At 47.6% G+C, this 17,553-nt stretch carries 14 protein-coding genes and 2 pseudogenes; 14 read left to right on the forward strand and 2 right to left on the reverse strand.

Translation table 11 applies throughout. The features are described 5' to 3' along the window. Positions 1-143: 143 nt before the first annotated feature. The 5 genes and pseudogenes from MCJ35_RS04700 to MCJ35_RS31895 form a co-directional block, all read left to right on the forward strand. Entirely contained in the window at positions 144-1,868 is a 1,725-nt protein-coding gene (locus MCJ35_RS04700; RefSeq protein ID WP_025482727.1) for a cache domain-containing sensor histidine kinase, read from the forward strand. Then, entirely contained in the window at positions 1,865-3,430 is a 1,566-nt protein-coding gene (locus MCJ35_RS04705) for a response regulator transcription factor (RefSeq protein WP_025482726.1), read from the forward strand. The genes MCJ35_RS04700 and MCJ35_RS04705 overlap by 4 nt, the downstream gene beginning before the upstream one ends. Before the next feature lie 104 nt (positions 3,431-3,534). Then, on the forward strand, positions 3,535-4,386 hold the full coding sequence (locus MCJ35_RS04710; RefSeq protein WP_240299375.1) for a purine-nucleoside phosphorylase: 852 nt from the start codon (positions 3,535-3,537) through the stop codon (positions 4,384-4,386). A 29-nt stretch (positions 4,387-4,415) separates the two neighbouring features. Next, on the forward strand, positions 4,416-5,801 hold the full coding sequence (locus MCJ35_RS04715) for an ABC transporter substrate-binding protein (protein WP_025482724.1): 1,386 nt from the start codon (positions 4,416-4,418) through the stop codon (positions 5,799-5,801). After that, positions 5,779-5,919 (forward strand): annotated as a pseudogene (locus MCJ35_RS31895) (DUF6783 domain-containing protein); the annotation flags it as partial. The gene MCJ35_RS04715 and the pseudogene MCJ35_RS31895, both read left to right, overlap by 23 nt. Here MCJ35_RS31895 and MCJ35_RS31900 read toward each other — a convergent pair. Further along, positions 5,863-6,090, reverse strand: a pseudogene (locus MCJ35_RS31900) (DUF6783 domain-containing protein); the annotation flags it as partial. The pseudogenes MCJ35_RS31895 and MCJ35_RS31900 overlap by 57 nt on opposite strands. Here MCJ35_RS31900 and MCJ35_RS04720 point away from each other — a divergent pair. The 5 genes from MCJ35_RS04720 to MCJ35_RS04740 all read left to right on the forward strand — a co-directional run bounded on the left by MCJ35_RS04720 (position 5,996) and on the right by MCJ35_RS04740 (position 10,047). After that, positions 5,996-6,865: a carbohydrate ABC transporter permease gene (locus MCJ35_RS04720; protein WP_025482723.1), complete on the forward strand. Its 870-nt coding sequence runs from the start codon at positions 5,996-5,998 to the stop codon at positions 6,863-6,865. The pseudogene MCJ35_RS31900 and the gene MCJ35_RS04720 overlap by 95 nt on opposite strands. A gap of 8 nt (positions 6,866-6,873) precedes the next feature. Then, a complete protein-coding gene (locus MCJ35_RS04725) occupies positions 6,874-7,707 on the forward strand; it encodes a carbohydrate ABC transporter permease (protein ID WP_025482721.1) in 834 nt (277 codons plus the stop codon). Positions 7,708-7,732: 25 nt separating this feature from the next. Beyond that, positions 7,733-8,665 (forward strand): nucleoside 2-deoxyribosyltransferase, encoded by a 933-nt coding sequence (locus MCJ35_RS04730; protein WP_025482720.1) that lies wholly within the window; start codon positions 7,733-7,735, stop codon positions 8,663-8,665. 290 nt (positions 8,666-8,955) lie between these two features. Next, the gene (locus MCJ35_RS04735) at positions 8,956-9,660 is read left to right on the forward strand and encodes a DUF6896 domain-containing protein (protein WP_025482719.1); all 705 of its coding nucleotides are present in this window, start codon (positions 8,956-8,958) and stop codon (positions 9,658-9,660) included. A 30-nt stretch (positions 9,661-9,690) separates the two neighbouring features. Next, a complete protein-coding gene (locus tag MCJ35_RS04740; RefSeq protein WP_025482718.1) occupies positions 9,691-10,047 on the forward strand; it encodes a hypothetical protein in 357 nt (118 codons plus the stop codon). A gap of 249 nt (positions 10,048-10,296) precedes the next feature. Here the strand turns inward: MCJ35_RS04740 and MCJ35_RS04745 are convergent, their stop codons facing one another. Beyond that, positions 10,297-11,982 (reverse strand): helix-turn-helix domain-containing protein, encoded by a 1,686-nt coding sequence (locus tag MCJ35_RS04745; RefSeq protein ID WP_034576129.1) that lies wholly within the window; start codon positions 11,980-11,982, stop codon positions 10,297-10,299. A 228-nt stretch (positions 11,983-12,210) separates the two neighbouring features. Here MCJ35_RS04745 and MCJ35_RS04750 point away from each other — a divergent pair, with 228 nt between their 5' ends. The 4 genes from MCJ35_RS04750 (at position 12,211) to MCJ35_RS04765 (ending at position 17,542) form a co-directional block, all read left to right on the forward strand. After that, complete coding sequence (locus MCJ35_RS04750) at positions 12,211-13,572, forward strand: YjiH family protein (protein ID WP_025482715.1); 1,362 nt, start codon at positions 12,211-12,213, stop codon at positions 13,570-13,572. A 253-nt stretch (positions 13,573-13,825) separates the two neighbouring features. Further along, positions 13,826-15,343: a YfcC family protein gene (locus MCJ35_RS04755; RefSeq protein ID WP_025482714.1), complete on the forward strand. Its 1,518-nt coding sequence runs from the start codon at positions 13,826-13,828 to the stop codon at positions 15,341-15,343. A 24-nt stretch (positions 15,344-15,367) separates the two neighbouring features. Further along, positions 15,368-16,363: an NAD(P)-dependent oxidoreductase gene (locus tag MCJ35_RS04760; protein ID WP_025482713.1), complete on the forward strand. Its 996-nt coding sequence runs from the start codon at positions 15,368-15,370 to the stop codon at positions 16,361-16,363. Positions 16,364-16,420: 57 nt separating this feature from the next. Next, entirely contained in the window at positions 16,421-17,542 is a 1,122-nt protein-coding gene (locus tag MCJ35_RS04765) for a Rossmann-fold NAD(P)-binding domain-containing protein (protein WP_025482712.1), read from the forward strand. Positions 17,543-17,553: the final 11 nt, after the last annotated feature.

Raw genomic sequence — 17,553 nt, forward strand, 5'->3', positions numbered from 1 at the left:
GGCCGGGCGGCCGTGACTGCCCGGTCTTTTTTTGCGCCCCAATCACAAAATACACACACCAATCTAAAAATAGGGCACTTGTGCCGATACGCTCCCCTGCCATATAATGAGAGGAGGAGAAAACATCTGGAGGTGCCTGTCATATGAAACGGCTGGAAAAATTCTTTAATATGAAAATGATTCGGAACCGTATAATCGCCGTACAGCTGGGGGTCATCATTCCGGCTGTTATCCTGCTGGGGGTAATGATATACGGCATGACAAGCGCCATGCTCATAAAGACAAACTCGGAATCCTATCTAAAGGTCCTTGAATCAGCAGATATCATTTTGAGCCATTATCTGGATTCCTACCGTGACATTGCCAGGAACGTGCTGGCAGACCCGGTTCTTCAAAATGACCTTACGATAAGCAGCAATTCCCGGTCAGGTGGAAGACGGATAGAAGAGCGCCTGTTCGTGGATCTGGACAATGCGATGGAAAAGTATATCATGGGATTTTCCGGCGCCAGGTCCATCTATCTGTATGATTCCAGGGGAAGGCTGTTCTATCTGGATGATTCAGGTCAGGGCAGGTCTGCGGCAGACGCAGCGGACTATGGTGTTATCTCAGCCACGCCATGGTTTAAGAAGGCGGCGGCGCAAAAAGGATATGAGGGGTTCGCGGGCCGGAATGTAATTACCGGGAACAGGGAGCAGTTTTCCTGCATCAAGCTCCTTAAGAACCTCGATACCCAGGATGTGATTGGAATGATGATATTGAACTTTGACAAAGCGGCCTTAAAAGAGGTATTTCCCTCTTACCGCCCAGAGCAGGGCGCATATGCTGTGGTGGAACAACAGGAGGAGGGGGGATATGATGTGGTCCTGTCATCCGGCGCAGCCATGGAGGAGCAGGAGATTGCCCGCATACTGGTAAAGGGGGACCCGGACTATCATCTGTCCAGGTATGGCAGCTCGGAAATGGACTGGGAGCTGGTACACATGGTGCAGAACCGGAACCTGTTAAGTGAAGCAGGTAAGATACAGGGCATTATTATGAATGGGCTGGCGATAACCATTGTCCTTCTGCTGGTGCTGACGGTTCTTTTGTGTAACCGGATCACAAAGCCCCTTTACCAGCTGAGGGATGACATTGTACGTGTGGGGGAAGGGGAACGCTGCCTGGAAACAGATTTTCCGGATGACGAGATTGGCGCCATCGGCCAGGAATTCAGCCGTATGGTAAATGAAAAGCTTACCCTGGCCGACCAGGTCACACGGGTGGAGCTTAAGAATAAGGAGGCGGAACTGGAGCTGCTTCAGTCCAACATCAATCCCCACTTCCTGTATAATACCCTGGATTCCCTTTACTGGATGGCCATCCTCCATGAGGCCGAGGATGTGGCGGAGCTTACAAAGGCATTGAGCGATGTGTTTAAGATTGCCCTCAGCAAAGGGGAAAAGTTCATTCCCATACAGAAGGAGCTGGATTTTGTCAGAAGCTATCTCTATATCCAGAACATCCGTTTTGAAGGGAAGATCCATGTGGACATCCAGGCCGATGAAAGCCTGATGGGATATAAAGTCATAAAGCTGCTGCTTCAGCCATTTGTGGAAAATGCTGTTTACCATGGGCTGGAGCCTAAGCTGGGAAGCGGCACCGTTGTCATAAAGGTTTACAGGGAGCAGGATTTCCTGTGTTTTGAAGTGGCGGATGACGGGGTTGGCATGGATGTGGATGCTTCCCTTTCCAAAGGATACGCCCTGAGAAACAGTCTGGAACGCATCCGTCTTGTCTATGGTGATGATGCAAAGGTGGAATTTAAGAGCAGCCCCGGACAGGGGGTACAGGTGAAAATATCGTTGCGGGCGGGGGTAAAGGAATGATAAAAGTGGTTCTGATTGAAGATGAAAACGTAGTCTTAAAAGGCATGGCCATGGTATTGAAGCGGGAGCCGGATGTGGAACTGGCAGGCACGGCAGAAGATGGGAACCAGGGATTGGAGCTGATATACAGGGAACATCCCGATGTGGTCCTGACGGATATCCGCATGCCGGGACTGTCGGGCCTGGAGATGATAGAACAGGCCCAGATGCGTTTTCCGGACACGGTGTTCATCATATTCAGCGGATTTTGCGAGTTTAAATATGTCCAGCAGGCCATTGGCCTGGGCGTGCTTGCCTATCTGGAAAAGCCGGTGACGGTCAGCGATTTGCGGGGCGCCCTTAAAAAGGCCGCCAACCTGGTGGACTACAAGAAAAATTATATACGCATGAAGGAGCGCACCCAGCAGGTAAACCGGGTCATGGTGGAGCAGGCCCTGTACGACCTGATGAACCAGCCGTCCGCCATGGAAGCTGCAAACATGGAGCGGCTTCTGGAGGTGGGGGAATATCTTAGCTTTTCAACTGAGCTGGCCGTGTTATGCGCCGGGAAATTATCCTGGAAGGAGTCTGGCGTGGATGAATACCGGAAACTGATCAATGCAATGACATTTTCAATTGCAGGGAACCACAGCCTGGATATTTACACCCTGACCGTGGAGGAGCAGCTGTATTTTGTATACTTCAACCAGGAATGCCAGATATTTCCCTTTTATCAGGAGATATCCGGGCAAAGGCAGGCGCTGGAGGACCAGGGCATATCCTTTTATGGGGGAATCAGCAGCATACATCAGGGCATCTATGGGCTGAAGGACGCGTTTTCAGAGGCCAGGAGCGCCCAGAACTATGCGTGCTTCCTGGAAGCGGAGGAGATTGTGCGCAGCGAGGATGTGGAGTATCGGAACCATATTCCGGCGGAGATTACGGACAGCCAGTATTCCATGGAGTTTAATTTCCGTCTGCAGAATTACAGCCAGTTCAGGAAACAGGCCGGGGCATACCTGTCCTACCTGGCTAAGGCGGGAATCATGCCGGAGCTTCTGAGGAACGAATGCCTGGACCTGGTATACCTGGTACAAAAACTTTCGCTGGAATCCGGTGGTGTTGGGGAAGATAGGCTGCCCGTCATCAGCCACAGTGAAATCATGGACCTGGAATCCGCGGAGGAAATGACGGACTGGGCGCGCCGCATGACGGATCGTTTCCTGCTGGAGGTGGAGCAGGACCAGAATACGGAAAGGGAACACCCTGTAAGCGTGGTGAAAAAATACATAGACCAGCATTATGCTGAGAGCATCACGCTGGAAACCCTGGCGGACCAGGTCCATATGAACCCCACATATCTGAGCGTCCTGTTTAAAAAGGAAGAGGGGGTTGCCTACAGCCATTATCTGGCCCAGGTCCGCATCCGCCAGGCGGCAGGGCTGCTGGAAAAGGGGGAAAAGGCAAAGGATGTGTGCAGGAAGGTGGGATATTTCGACTACCGCTACTTTAACAAGCAGTTTAAAAAATATGTGGGCATGACACCGGACACCTATAAGCGTACAAAGATAGGGCTTGAATAAAAGAGATTCTTGAAAATGGCCCAACAATCCAAAATAAAGGCGGATTTAAAAAATTACCGGCTCACCTTACAATGGAACCATAAAACACAGAGGAGAGTCGGGACATGAAAATTCAAAACTTAGATTACACAGATGCAGGCTTAATGATGTCTGCCCTCAGGGAAACAGTGGATTATATCAGGAGCCGGACAAGAAAGGTACCTGAGATTGCCATGATCTTAGGTTCCGGGCTTGGGGATTACGCGTCCCAGCTGGAAAATGCCGATATCATTCCTTATGAGGACATCCCTAATTTCCCAAAACCGACGGTCAGCGGACACAGCGGCCGGTTATTCGTGGGGGAAATCGCAGGAAAATGCATTGCCGTGATGCAGGGAAGGAACCATTATTACGAGGGGTATGACACCCAGACAATCACTTATCTTGTCAGGGTACTGCGCATGCTGGGGGCAGGCAGCCTTATTCTCACCAATGCCTGCGGGGCCGTGAGCAGACATTTCGTCCCGGGGGACCTGATGATCATCGAGAATCATCTGGCACACTTCTGCCCGCCGCCCCTGAGGGGAGCACACCTGGAGGAACTGGGACCGAGATTTACCGATATGAGCAGGCCCTATGACCCGGAGTACATGGAACTGGCCCGCAGATGTGCAAAGGATATGGGAATCAGGATACAGCAGGGCGTGTACGGTTACTGGCCCGGCCCCACCTATGAGACTGCCGCGGAGGTCCGCGCATATGGAGTCCTGGGGGCCGACGTGGTGGGAATGTCCACCGTGGCGGAGGATATGGTGGCTGTCAACTGCGGAATGAGGGTATTGGGCATTTCGTGCATAACCAACATGACATGCATCCATTCCTCAGGTAAGACCAGCCACGATGAAGTCATCCAGGTCATGGAGCAGATATCTGAGAAGACCGTGAAATTGCTGAACCGGATTGTAGAGGAAATGTAGGCGCACAGGTGATAAGGAGGAGAAGGATAATGAGAAGCAGGCAGATGATTTCAGTGTTGTTGGCCGCAGTGATTGCACTTTCAAGCGTGGGATGTTCCGGCGCCCCCTCATCCGGGACCGGTTCTTCCGGCTCCGGCAGCCCTTCGGGGACAGAGGCCGGACAGACTGAACAGGGTGGACAGGCCGGACAGGATGGGGAAAAGGTAGGGAATGGTAAAACAGATACAAAGGAACGGACCATTACCTGGATGACCGTGCGTTCCTCATGGCCTGCCATGAACATGATTGCTGAAGATTATATGAAGGAAAACCCGGATGTAAAAGTGGAGTTTGAGGTGATTTCCGACCGTTCCACCTATAACCAGAAGCTGAAGATCCTGGCTGCCAGCAACGAACTGCCGGATCTGTTTGACAGCGAGGGGGATACCCTGCTCAGTGAGATTGCCTCTACCGGGGCCTTGGTGGATGTGGACGGCCTGTATAAAGACCTGGGCTATGACCGCATGATGAACATTGGGGAAAACTATGCGCGTCTGTCCGACGGTAAACTCTACAGCCTTGCATGGGAGAACAACATTGAATATTTCTGGTACCACAAGGATTTATTCAAAAAGGCCGGAATCCAGAAGACGCCGGAGACCTTTGATGAATTACTGGATACCTGCCAGCAGCTAAAGGATGCCGGGATCACACCCATCTCCACGTGGCCGGGCTGGGCCCTGTTACGCTGGATGGCTTTTATCCCCTACCGCCTGGAGGGCAATGATTACATTGAGAAGCTGAAGGTGGGGGAGGCGAAGATGGGTGACCCCGTGGGCATCCAGGCGGCCAATTTCTTCCAGAAGCTGGGTACGGAATATTTCCAGCCCGGTTGGTCCACCAGCGACTATACCAGCGCCCTTGAGAATTTCCTTTCAGGAAATGCTGCAATCTATTACATCGGTACCTGGCAGTTCAGCAGTTTCATGGATGAAAACAGGGAACTGAAAGACGATTACGCATATTTCTATATGCCTTCCATGGAAGGAGCGGTGAATGGCAGGACCGATATGTGGGCCAATGCAGGCACAGGCACGTCCATCAGTAAGGATAAATATGACGACCAGTTAAAGGATTTTATCAAATATGTGCTGGACAGTTATCCTGAAACTGCATTTTATAAGACCAGCGTCATGCCGCCCATGGATTTTGACACCACGCTGGGAACCTTCTCGGACTTTGACCAGAAGGTCATGGATGACTGCAACAACCTGACAGATTACGGATACAGCTGGGATGTGCGCATGGACTCTGCCACGGTTGAGGTGATGAATAAGGAGATTGTCAACCTGGGTATGGGCGCCATAACGCCTGAGGAATTTGCACAGCGCATTGACGCCGCTATTGCTGAAAATGCCCCCAAGTTCTTTCAATGACCTGGCAGACCTTAGGGCCTGTTTGAAAATTCATTCCCGCCATCTGCACGCCCCACTTCGCGGCATATTTGGTCCCAATTCGGTCAACGTAGCCCGCTACGCCTCCCTCATCGGGACCAAATCTCCCACAAAGTGGGACGCACAGCTGACGGAAAGCAATTTTCAAACACGCCCTAGAATGAGGAGGATTCCACATGTGTCTACACCGAAAACAGGATCCATACATTTTCCTTGCCCTGCCCCTCATCGTATATCTTGCAGTGGTCCTGATTCCCATATTTTCATCCATATATTACAGTGTCATGGACTGGAACGGTATTACGGAAATGAAGTTTGTGGGAATAAGGAACTACGCCAAGATGTTCAAGGACCCAAACCTGCCCACCTGCCTGTTTAACAGCCTGAAATATGCTGCCGTCGGCACCATATTCCAGGTGGGCGGAGGCCTTATCCTGGCCATCCTGGTCCAGCAGATACGCAAGGGACAGAATATCACCAGGGTAATCCTGTTTACCCCGGTGGTCATATCCGGTATGGCCATGAGCCAGACCTTTAAGAAATTATTAGCCATCAGCCCGGACGGCGTGGTCAATGCGTTTCTGGGAGCGGTCGGGTTGTCACATCTGAAAACCGCGTTCCTGGCAGACATGGACCTGACCTTGTGGGTGGTGGCAATCGCCGAGGCATACCGTTTCTGGGGACTGTACATGGTGGTGTTCCACTCAGCGTTTACCTCCATTGACAGCGAGGTCATTGAGGCGGCTTCCATTGATGGGGCCGGATACTGGAAGACACTGCTCTATGTCCGGCTGCCCCTGATCCGCCCGGTTATCATCAACTGTATCGTATTGGCGGTCATTGGCACCTTAAAGGCATTTGAAGGTCCGTTTGTCCTGACCAACGGAGGTCCGGGATATGCCAGCGAGCTGATGGCAACCTATATGTATAAGACGGCATTTAACAACATGGAATATGGATACGGCAGTGCGCTGAGCCTGATTATTGTAGTGGAATGTATTGCGATTTTCGGACTTATCAATGCCCTGACAAAGCGGAAGGAGTGAGAAGGAGCATGAAAAACATAAAATCCCTGAAACGGCTGCCCCTTTACTGCCTGATCCTGCTTGTGGCGGTTATACAGACTTATCCCATCCTGTGGATTTTCCTGTCCAGCATCAAGCCTTCACAGGAGCATCTGATGAACCCGCCCTATGCCCTGCCAACAGCGCCTACGCTTGCCAACTATGTAAGCCTTCTGGATTCCATGATACCCACCTATTTTAAGAACAGCGTGGTAGTGGCAGCCATAACCCTTACAGGAATCGTGGTGCTGGGGGCGCTGGCAGCATATCCTTTATCCAAAATGCAGTTTAGGGGACGTACCCTGGTGCGCAACTTCTTCATGCTGGGCATCATGATTCCCATTTTTGTATCCCTGGTCCCCATGTTCGGGCTATACAACAGGCTGGGGCTTAAGAATACATACTGGTCCCTGATAATACCCCAGGTAGGGTTTGCCATACCCATGGCCATGTACCTCTATATTGGCTTTTTGGACCAGATACCGGACGCCCTTATTGAGGCGGCCTATATGGACGGCGCCGGTTCCTTCCGTATATTCCTGGAAATCATTGTGCCCCTTCTGCATAATGCCATTGCAACCATTGCCATATTTGAGTTTGTATTTGTGTGGAACGAGTTTACATTCGCAAATACGTTCATCAGTACCAGCGCAATGAAAACAGTCCCGGTAGGACTGAATGATTTCATCAATAATTTCGGCCTGAGGGACTGGGGGCTTACCTTTGCGGCTGTATCCGTGACAGTACTGCCCACACTGATAGTATTCTTTATATTAAATAAGCAGGTAATGGCAGGAATGACTGCCGGAGCCGTGAAAAGTTAACTTTACATGAGAAAGGAAATAGCAGATGTCCAGTAAATTATATATACAGAACAGGATTTATAATGTAAATGACCGCCTGATTGCCCTTGATTTATACGAAAGAATCATTGATTGGATAGACAAGGGGCTTCTGGCTGATATGAAAGAGCCATACCTTCCTTTTAAGAGCACCAACAATACCAGCGTTGACCAGGAGGCGGGAATATTTGAAATGGATGTGCAGGCCCTGGCTGACTGCAGCGGGGTGGTGGGGTATTTTGACGGATGGACCTATGACCCGGGCTGTGGGTTTGAAATTGGCTGTGGGTACGCATGGGGATATCCGGTCAACATCATCTCCACGGATATTTTCACCAGTTCGGTGGGGGATTCACAGGATTTTTACCATGCAAGCAGACTGGTGGAGCATATTTCAAATTTTGCGGCTGTTTCGGATCTGAATCAGGAGATAACGGATTACAGGCAGAGGAACATGGATGTGCTGGAACGGGCCCTGACAGTTTTTAAAAACAATCTGATCCGCGATTTCGGGACGCCCAGACCGGCCCCTGTACCCATTCAGTCCTTGCCGGTGGAGTATGACTATTACCTGGATCCTAATTTTAAATATACGGAATCCGGACAGATGCTGCTTGAGAAAATCAAATCAGCAATCCAGGCAGCAGGAAAGACCTGTGTGACAGGGGACAACCAGGGCGATATAGAGGAGGATATTGACCGCCTGAGAAAAAGCGGCCAGGCCATCCTGCTATTTGATGCGGCGGAACCCAATATTGACTCAGCCGTCCTTGGGGGGATTGCATATGGAATCGGCCGGAAACCCATTGTATACTCCAGCAATAAGCAGCGGATCCATATGTCAGGCAGGTTTGTGTGCCAGCTTAACAGCATGAACTGTTATTCGGCTGAGAAGGTGGTGGAATCCTTGGAGGAACTTGTGAAGGTGATTGGGGAATAGTTGCGGGGAATCTACGTGATAGCTATGCGGATAGCCATGTGGATGGATATATTTCTGAAAAGACGGATTTCTGAAAAGACGGTCAGGTATTGCCTGGTCGTTTTTTTGTTATCATCGGTATGGTATCACTTTTAAAATCAGCGGTTATTAAAGTTGATTCTATCATTTGACTTCTATGATATACTTGATTTATAAAATATGCTTGTCTGAACTGCCGCTTAACCAGAAGCATGGAGACATCAAAAAAGAATGGGTCACTGATGATACAGCAGTTAGTATAGGATGATTCTATGGATGATAAAATAAAATCAATGATTGATGAATATATAGCCAAGGTAGAGGATGTATGCTGCAAACTACTGGAAGGAATAAACAGGCAGGAAAACCTGGAATTAAGAACGAAATGGGATTTCTTTGAATACAGGGGAAAAGTGCGTAAAACCGTGTTCATCATCGGTGGTACCACATACAGACTTCATGGGAACGGCTGCTTTGCTTTTGGCGATGGGCTGTATTTGGATTGGAATTTTGGTTACAGAAGCAGATGGTGCGGTATTGATCCCAGGATACTGGGGATGACCCTCAAGCAGGGAGGGAGCAGCCAAACGGAATATTTCGATGGCAAATTATTGGAAGAAGCTTGTGAGCTGGCTGTCATTGAAGGCGAAATGTTTAAAAAGAACGGACTCTATCATTATGCGGTGAATAAAAAGGATACATTTACGCCGGAGTTCCCAAAGGAATATGACACTTTGACAATAGAGTATTTTCGTGAAACGTGGATACTTCCAAGAAGTAAGATGACGGATAGGTTTTTGAGAAAAAGTAATTGGATTTGTAATCAGATATACGGCAATCAAAATAGATATGTTTTACGGTTCTTTCTAGGAGAAAACGAAATATATTCAGTTCCATATGATGACATGAACTATCCGGAGAATGCGGTTAAAATCATGACAGACACCATTCTCTGGAATTTGAAGAAGCAGGGATAGGGATTGTGCAGATTAAGGAGGGCTTTGCATATGTCCAGGGGGGATGACCAATATTATCGTGGTTATGAAGGTGAGCCGGAAATCGGGTTTTACACAATAAAGGAAAAAATAGTTATTTGGGCAGGCTTTTTTGACGATATAATGGAGCAGATGAAACCATCCCGGTATGGATGGACTGGAATTGCATACTACTATCATTTACATACCGGATGGTATGATGAAGACTTTTGGCAGATTCCAGACTTAGAAGAATGTCTGCGGCAGTTCGAAGGAATAAATATATCTGAATGCCGGTTTGAAGGGTCTAAAAATGTGTTAGCATCCATCCGGAGCATGCTTTCATTGGCCATACAGGAAAATGAAAACGTATGGATATCGGAGGGATGACAACCGATGAGCAGACCATGCACCACCAGGTTTTGCTGCAGGTTTATGACAATTGGTTAAGGAGGGACCGATGCCTATTACTGCAGGCATATTGTTGGCTGATGAATAGGAGGACTGTTCCATAGGTTATTAATTTCCTATGGAACGGTCCCTCTGATTATAGGCTTTAACCTGTTGGGTATGTCGGGGTTTTTCGCGTTTCAAAAAATGGAGACATACAAAACTGAAAACCCTCCGCTCTCCCTTAGCCTACCTGTAATGGGAAAAATAGTCAAACTGATTCAAAAGAATCGTAAGGCGAAGCCCGATAATACTGTCAAGATTAGAGAAGCTGACATGAATCAGGTTCTCTATTTTTGCAATCCTGGCATGGAGGGTGTTTACGTGGATGAATAATTTTTCACTTGTTATTTTATAGGAAAGCTCATTGGAGAAAAAGTATTCCAGGGTAATATATAAATCCGAGGAATGCTTTTTGTCGTAATCCACAATGGGCTTTAAATAGGAGTGATATAATTCATTGAGGTAGGCATCATTGATATTGCCGTTGCTGTCAGTGAACAGTTTGATGATTCCCAATTCCCCGTATACCAGGAGACACACATTCTCCTGTTTGTTTTTTGCGTAATTAATCGTAAAAGCAGCTTCATTAAAGGCCCTTCGCAGATCCCAGTAATGGTGGAGGTCACTGATACCCATAATGAAATGGGAAGTATTAAAATAGGTGGAAAGGGCATCGTATAACTGTGCGCCCATGGCCTTGATGGAAGGCACCTTGTCATCCATCAGGATGACCCACTGTTCCTTATATAAAAAGACCAGAAATTTATCATTGTATAGTTTGATATGTTTTAAATGGTTCATAAATCCGGTCAGCAGTTCCACATTGTTAAAGATATTTAAGTCCTTCCGGCTGTTAATTAAAAGCAGGTAATAGTTACCGCTGAGTTCTGTGTTCAGGCTCAGGCCAATCTGCTTTTTGCGGGCGCGGTCCTCATGGGACATATCCAGGAGACTTTCAAAAACAACACTTTTAAAATAATAATTTGATTTCTCGAATTCAGCGGTAATGCTGTTTTTCAAAGAATAGATGGATTCGATGGTCTCCAGCCGGCAGATTAACTCCGGGGGCAGTGTCTCTGCAAAAAAGCGGTATTTTACAATGATAAAAAACGCGGAGGTAAACTTTGAAATATGGGAGGGAATGATAAAATACTGATACTCCCTGTTAATGGCTGTGTCCTGGTATCTGTATCCATTCATTGTGACGCCGTTAAAGTTCTCACCAATGGGAATGCGGTGGTGCAGGGCGCTGATTCTCAGGTTATACAGTTCCGTGTTCCAGTTATTGTCGTTTGAGCTGTCCTGCAGCCGCAGGTTATAGTCCGCAATGGCGATGGTAATCTGTGTCAGGTTGTGTACGATTTCACACAGGCTGTTGAGGGTATAGTTTTTGGACAGGTAATTGATGATGGAATTCTGGAAATTCTGGTTCTCAACAAGATACTGCGTCTGATTGTTGATGACCAGATTCTGAATCAGGACAATCATGTCACGCCATGGAACATTGTCCTCTATAAATATAAGAGGAATGTGATAGTTCATCAATAAGTTTTTCTGTTCCGTGGTTATATATTCTTCATACAGCTTATGTGTGATGACACCTGAAATTTTTTTCTGGTGCAGGGTATTGATGAATTTCTCGGTGAGGCAGGTGCGCATAAAGCGGCTTATAATCAGGATATCACCTTCATGGAGCCAGTCGTCAATATCCTCCACATCCATGACGGTTGCGCTTTTTATGACACGCTGAAGTCCCTGTTCCGTTATGACCGTATCACAGGAATACATTTGTTTTGTATTGAGAAGATCCCTTATGGAAACTTCCTTAAAATCGTTGTGAAACGTATACTTTAATGAATTATCTCCCATCATATCCACCGCCTTATATGAGATTATATCATTGTTCCCTGAACATGCAAAGATGATAATTTAAACTTAAAGTGAAAAGGCCGAAAAATGAATTGGTTATACATACAAAAATAGAAGTATAATTTTGTATGTATACACAATAGAAAAAACAGTATTAACAGATTATACTTGTTTTAAAAATCAGACCTCCCAATGGGGCAGAACATGGAATCATCACATAGGAGAATCGATATGGAGAGCCAAGGCAACAGAACGTATACTTTAAAGGAGTTATGCAGATTTCTTATCCCGTCGGTTTTGGGAACGGTAATCTTTCTGCTTCCAATCCAGTGGCAGGGGAATATGACCATATTCATTGGCATCATTACGGATATGATGCAAAAGCTGTTAGCTCCTGTGATTACGGCTATGGTGGTAGCCGCCATTGTACTGTCGGCAGTATGCTCTACCGTCAGGCGTTTCCTGAAGCCGGCCTGTATTGTGGAAAGTGAACGCTGGAACAGCCTTTTTTCCTGTAATACGTTCTATTATGTATGCCGCCTCCTGGGAGCGGTATTCGCGGTCATGGTTTACTTTGGGGTTGGCTTTCATATTGTGATTTCACCGGATACAGGAGGGACCATGCTGAATCTGCTGAAGACCATTACCGTGTGGTTTATGGCAGCGGCATTTCTGATTCCGCTGCTGACGGATTTTGGGATTATGGACTATGTTGGCACGATGCTGCGCAAGGTGACCAGGCCGGTATTCCGTTTGCCGGGAAGGGCGGCGGTGGATCTGCTGGCCTCATGGCTGGGGAGCAATACAGTGGGAGCGGTCCTCACCATTAAGCAGTATGAGCGCGGATACTACACGGCCAGAGAGGCGGTTGTAATCGCGTGCTGCTTTTCTGCGGTATCCCTGCCCTTCAGCCTGGTGATTGCTGCCATGATTGGGGTGGATCATTTGTTTGTTCCCTTTTATCTCATTGTCACAATTACCGGAACTGTGAGCGCGGCAATTATGATTCGGATTCCGCCCCTTCGTCTGTATCCGGACGAGTTCTGCCCGGATGTGGGAAAACAGGTGAAAGAGGAAGAACTGGAAGGCTACACCATGCGCCAATGGGCCCTGAAGCTGGCGGTTGAGAAAGCGGCAAAGGGGCCTGGACTGAAACAGATCCTAATCAGCGGGCTGGACACATTTATGGGAATTGTGTTCCAGACAGCGCCTATCGTAATGGCCTTCGGTACCATAGCCTGTGTAGTGGAGGTTTATACTCCGGTGTTTAAATGGCTGTCTATTCCCTTTGGATTCTATCTGCAGTTACTTGGGATTGAGGATGCCTTTTCTGTGGCCCCTGCAGCCATCATAGGGTTTATCGATATGTTCCTTCCCTCCATTCTGCTGGCAGGAGTGGGGAGTTTAAAAACGAGGTTTGTATTGGGCGCATTGTCGCTGGTCCAGATTATATACATCACTGAAATCGGTTCTATCCTGATTTCCTCTAAGGTGCCAATCAGATTGAAGGATCTCTGCTATATATTCATAGAGAAGACAGTGCTGGCATTGCCAATCATCATTTTGCTGACCAAAATGTTCCGATTAGTTTAAGGCGGGGTTATTGTGGTGGAGGAATACCAGAAATGCGCCGCCCGGGAAATGAATCTGTATGGGATTATAAGATGGGACTGTTGCCTTGACAGTCTCATTTTTTTCGGATTCCCATATTGGTGATTCATACATTCTTTTAATCGTGACTTTGTGTATCCCGCCAATGTATTTCCGGGCCTGTTTCCACTAAAATAAAATCACGCAATACGGTAATGGTAAGTGCAAACAAAAAGAAGAGGAAGGTGAATTAAAAATGGGAGGAACCCAAAAGAAAAAAAAGGAAAGGAAGGGGCTGAATTCGTACGTTGTCGTATTTGCAGTCATAGTGCTGATGGCCCTTCTGACCTGGTTTATACCTGGCGGGGAATACGAATTGGACGAAGCGGGTTATGCAATTGCAGGAACGTACAAAGAACTGCCGGCCAATCCCCAGGGACTGTGGGATGTAATCACGGCACCAATCACGGGTATGGTTGGAAATGGAGCCGTCAGCGGAGCTATTTCCATTTCCCTTTACATCATGCTTTTCGGAAGTTTCCTGAAGATGATGGAAGAGACAGGTGTGATTGGATATGCGCTGACATCCGTGGCAAAGAAGTTTCAGGAAAAACCCTATGTTCTGATAACAATCTTGGTGTTTATCCTGTCATTCCTTGGCACATCCCAGGGAGCATATGAGGAATGTGCGATTTATGTATCCCTATTCCTGCCCATATTCCTGGCCCTGGGCATGGATACGATTACGGTTGTGATGATTTCCGTATTTGGTACCCAGATTGGCTGTGCGGCATCTGCAATCAACCCCTTTTCCACAGGTATTGCTTCGGATATTGCAGGAATATCCTTTGGAGACGGAATTATTCCCAGATTAATCCTATTCTTTGTACTGTCAGGTACGGTTGCGGCCCTAATCAGCCTATATGCAAAAAAGGTCCAGGCCAATCCGGAAAAATCCATACAGTTTTACCGACGGAAAGAGGATTTGGAAGCTTTTGTAAATTCTGAGGAAAACAGCGGCGCATCTGACAATGTAAAGCATATGAAAGGACTTTTAATTGTATTTATCCTAACCTTTGTCATCATGCTGCTGGCATTATTCCCATGGACTTCCATCAATGAGAATTTCACATTCTTTACATCCGTTGCAAAGTGGATCAATACAACCCCCATTATCAGCACTGTAATCGGAAGCAATGTGGTGGCATTCGGTGACTGGTACTTTACGGAACTGACAGCCCTTATGATGGTGATGTGTCTGATTGCAGGCTTTATGGCCGGATATGATTTGGACAGGATCATCAACATTATCATCAAAGGAGCAGCAGAGCTTGTGTCAACAGCCCTGATTGTCCCAATGGCGCGCGGCATACAGGTAATCATGACATCTGGAAATATCACATCCACCATCCTTCATGCAACAGAAGTGACGCTTGGCTCCCTGCCGGTGGTGATTTTCGTGTTCCTGGCATTTGTTATCTATCTGATATTTGCCTGCTTTCTTCCCAGCTCCACGGGACTTGCCGGAGCCACCATTTCGGTTATGGTGCCCCTTGGCACATTTGCAGGAGTACCGCCCTATGTGATGATAATCATCTATAACTTTGCTCTTGGCATTGCCAAGATGTTTACGCCAACCTCCATTGCGGTCATGACCTGTACGCAATACGCGAAGATTGATTATATGTCGTGGGTCAAAGCTGTCTGGAAACCGCTGGTTGTAATCTTTTTGGTGTGTCTGGCATTTGCACTGGGACTGACACTGATGGGGTAAGGCTTCATTGCCGGGAGGAAAGATATGAAGATATTGATTGCAGATTATGCAGAACTTTTAATGCCCGCACATGATTTGGAAACCCAAGTCTTAAAAGACGGGCTGGGAACAGATTGTGAGGTGGAGGTATACAGGTACGCGGATGAAAAGCGGGATGAATTTTATGGAAGGCTTTCAGGGACGGACGCCCTGCTCACCGGTTTTATTGAGATGGATGCAGAAGCCATGGACCATGCCCCCAACCTGAAGGTGATATCCATTAATGCAACCGGTTATGACAAGGTAGATCTGGCTGAGGCAAACCGCCGTCATATTGGAGTATGCCCGGTGGGGGAGTACTGTACCATTGACGTTGCGGAGCATACAATCTGCGTCATGCTTGCATTGATTAAAAATCTGAAACATTACATACACGCACTGGAGCGTGACCACAATTGGGACTATCAGATTGTGGAGCCTAATAAAAGAACCAAGAATATGACACTCGGCATCTTTGGCCTGGGAAAGATTGGAACAGCGGTTGCGCTGCGCGCACAGGCCCTGGGGATGCGTGTCATGGCCTATGACAGATACGTAAGTCCCACATACGCGGAAGACTTTGGGGTAAAGCTGGTGGATTGTCCGGAGGACATATATGAGGAGGCGGATGTAATCTCAAATCACATGAGCCTGACAGAGGGCAGCCACGATTTTTTCAACATGGATGCATTCCGCAGGATGAAAAGACATCCCTATTTTCTAAACGCGGGCCGGGGTGCTTCGGTGGTGGAAGAGGATTTGAAGCAGGCCCTTGATGAGGAGCTGATAAAAGGCGCGGCCCTTGACACCATCCGGGATGAGAGGCCGGAACATATCGCACGGAACCCACTCCTTGGAAGGGATGATGTCATCATGACGCCCCACACCGCGTTTTATTCCACCTCCTCGGTGGAAGACCTGGAACGGACGTCCGCAAAGAATATTGTGCACTATCTAAATGGAGATTTGGATAAAGTATTCAAACTGGTTACAAAGTGGTAGTTAACACTGAAAAAATACTGGATAAAAACTGAAAAAAGAGAAAGGAGACAAGAAAAAATGGCAATATCATTAAAAGGAAGAAACTTTTTTGCACTGGAGGATTTTACACCGGAGGAAATCCGCTACCTTCTGGACCTGGCAATCCGGCTGAAAAAGGAGAGCAGGGAACATATCAGACATCAGGACTATATTGGGGAGGACTTCCTGCTGTTGTTTGAGATGAACTCCACACGTACACGATGTGCATTTGAGACATCTGCAAATGATTTGGGGATGGGGACCACATTCTTATCCAATTCCCATTTTGGGAACACGGAAACCATCAAGGATTCCATGAGGGTATTTAGCGAGATGTACAGTGCCATTGGATATAGAGGGGCCAAACACAGCACACTGTTAGAGATGGCAAAAGACAGCACGATTCCTATTATCAATGGATACACAGACCATCAGCACCCCACTCAGATGCTGGCAGATGCCATGACCCTGGATGAAGTCTGGGGACGTGAAAATTATAAGGGAAAGACCTTGTGTTTTATCGGACGGGGCGGCGCCGTGAACTCCTTCTCATATGGTGTTATGTGTGCTATGCTGGGGATGAACTTTACTTACATTACGTCATACATAGAAATGGATGAGGCATTAGAGGGACTGACAGCGGCAGAGAGGGCTACCTTCCGCAGGTTTGTACCCGAGGGTGTGGTATCCCCTAATTGGAATACGAAAATGGAAGCCAGAAAACGTAAGATTGTGGAAGACTTGTTTGCAAAATACAGTCCTGAGTGTAAATTTATTGAAACTGATGATATCAACGCCATAAAGGGAGTGGACGTAATCACCACAGAAAACTGGGGATTCTTCACGGACCCTGTTGAGACATGGCTTCCTGGAATCGTACGTTTTCGTCCGTACCAGGTGAACAGGGAATTGTTGAAGCGCACAGAAAACCCGGATTGTTTTGTGATTCACATGCTGCCCTCCACCCATAATATGGACCATGCATCAGGCCAGAAGCTGCTGTCTGTTATCGAGGATCCGGATTTGCGGGAGTTCCTTAAGGGGGGGATGGAAGTGACGGACGAAGTCTTTGAGCAGAACGCGGCATATATTTTCCAGGAAGCAGGAAACAGAAAACATAGCATTAAGGCTGTTATAAAAGCAGTGTTAGGTGAGAGATAGAGGAGGAACCG

Origin of the sequence: Enterocloster sp. OA13 (assembly GCF_022440595.1) — a bacterium.
Lineage (GTDB): Bacteria > Bacillota > Clostridia > Lachnospirales > Lachnospiraceae > Enterocloster > Enterocloster hominis.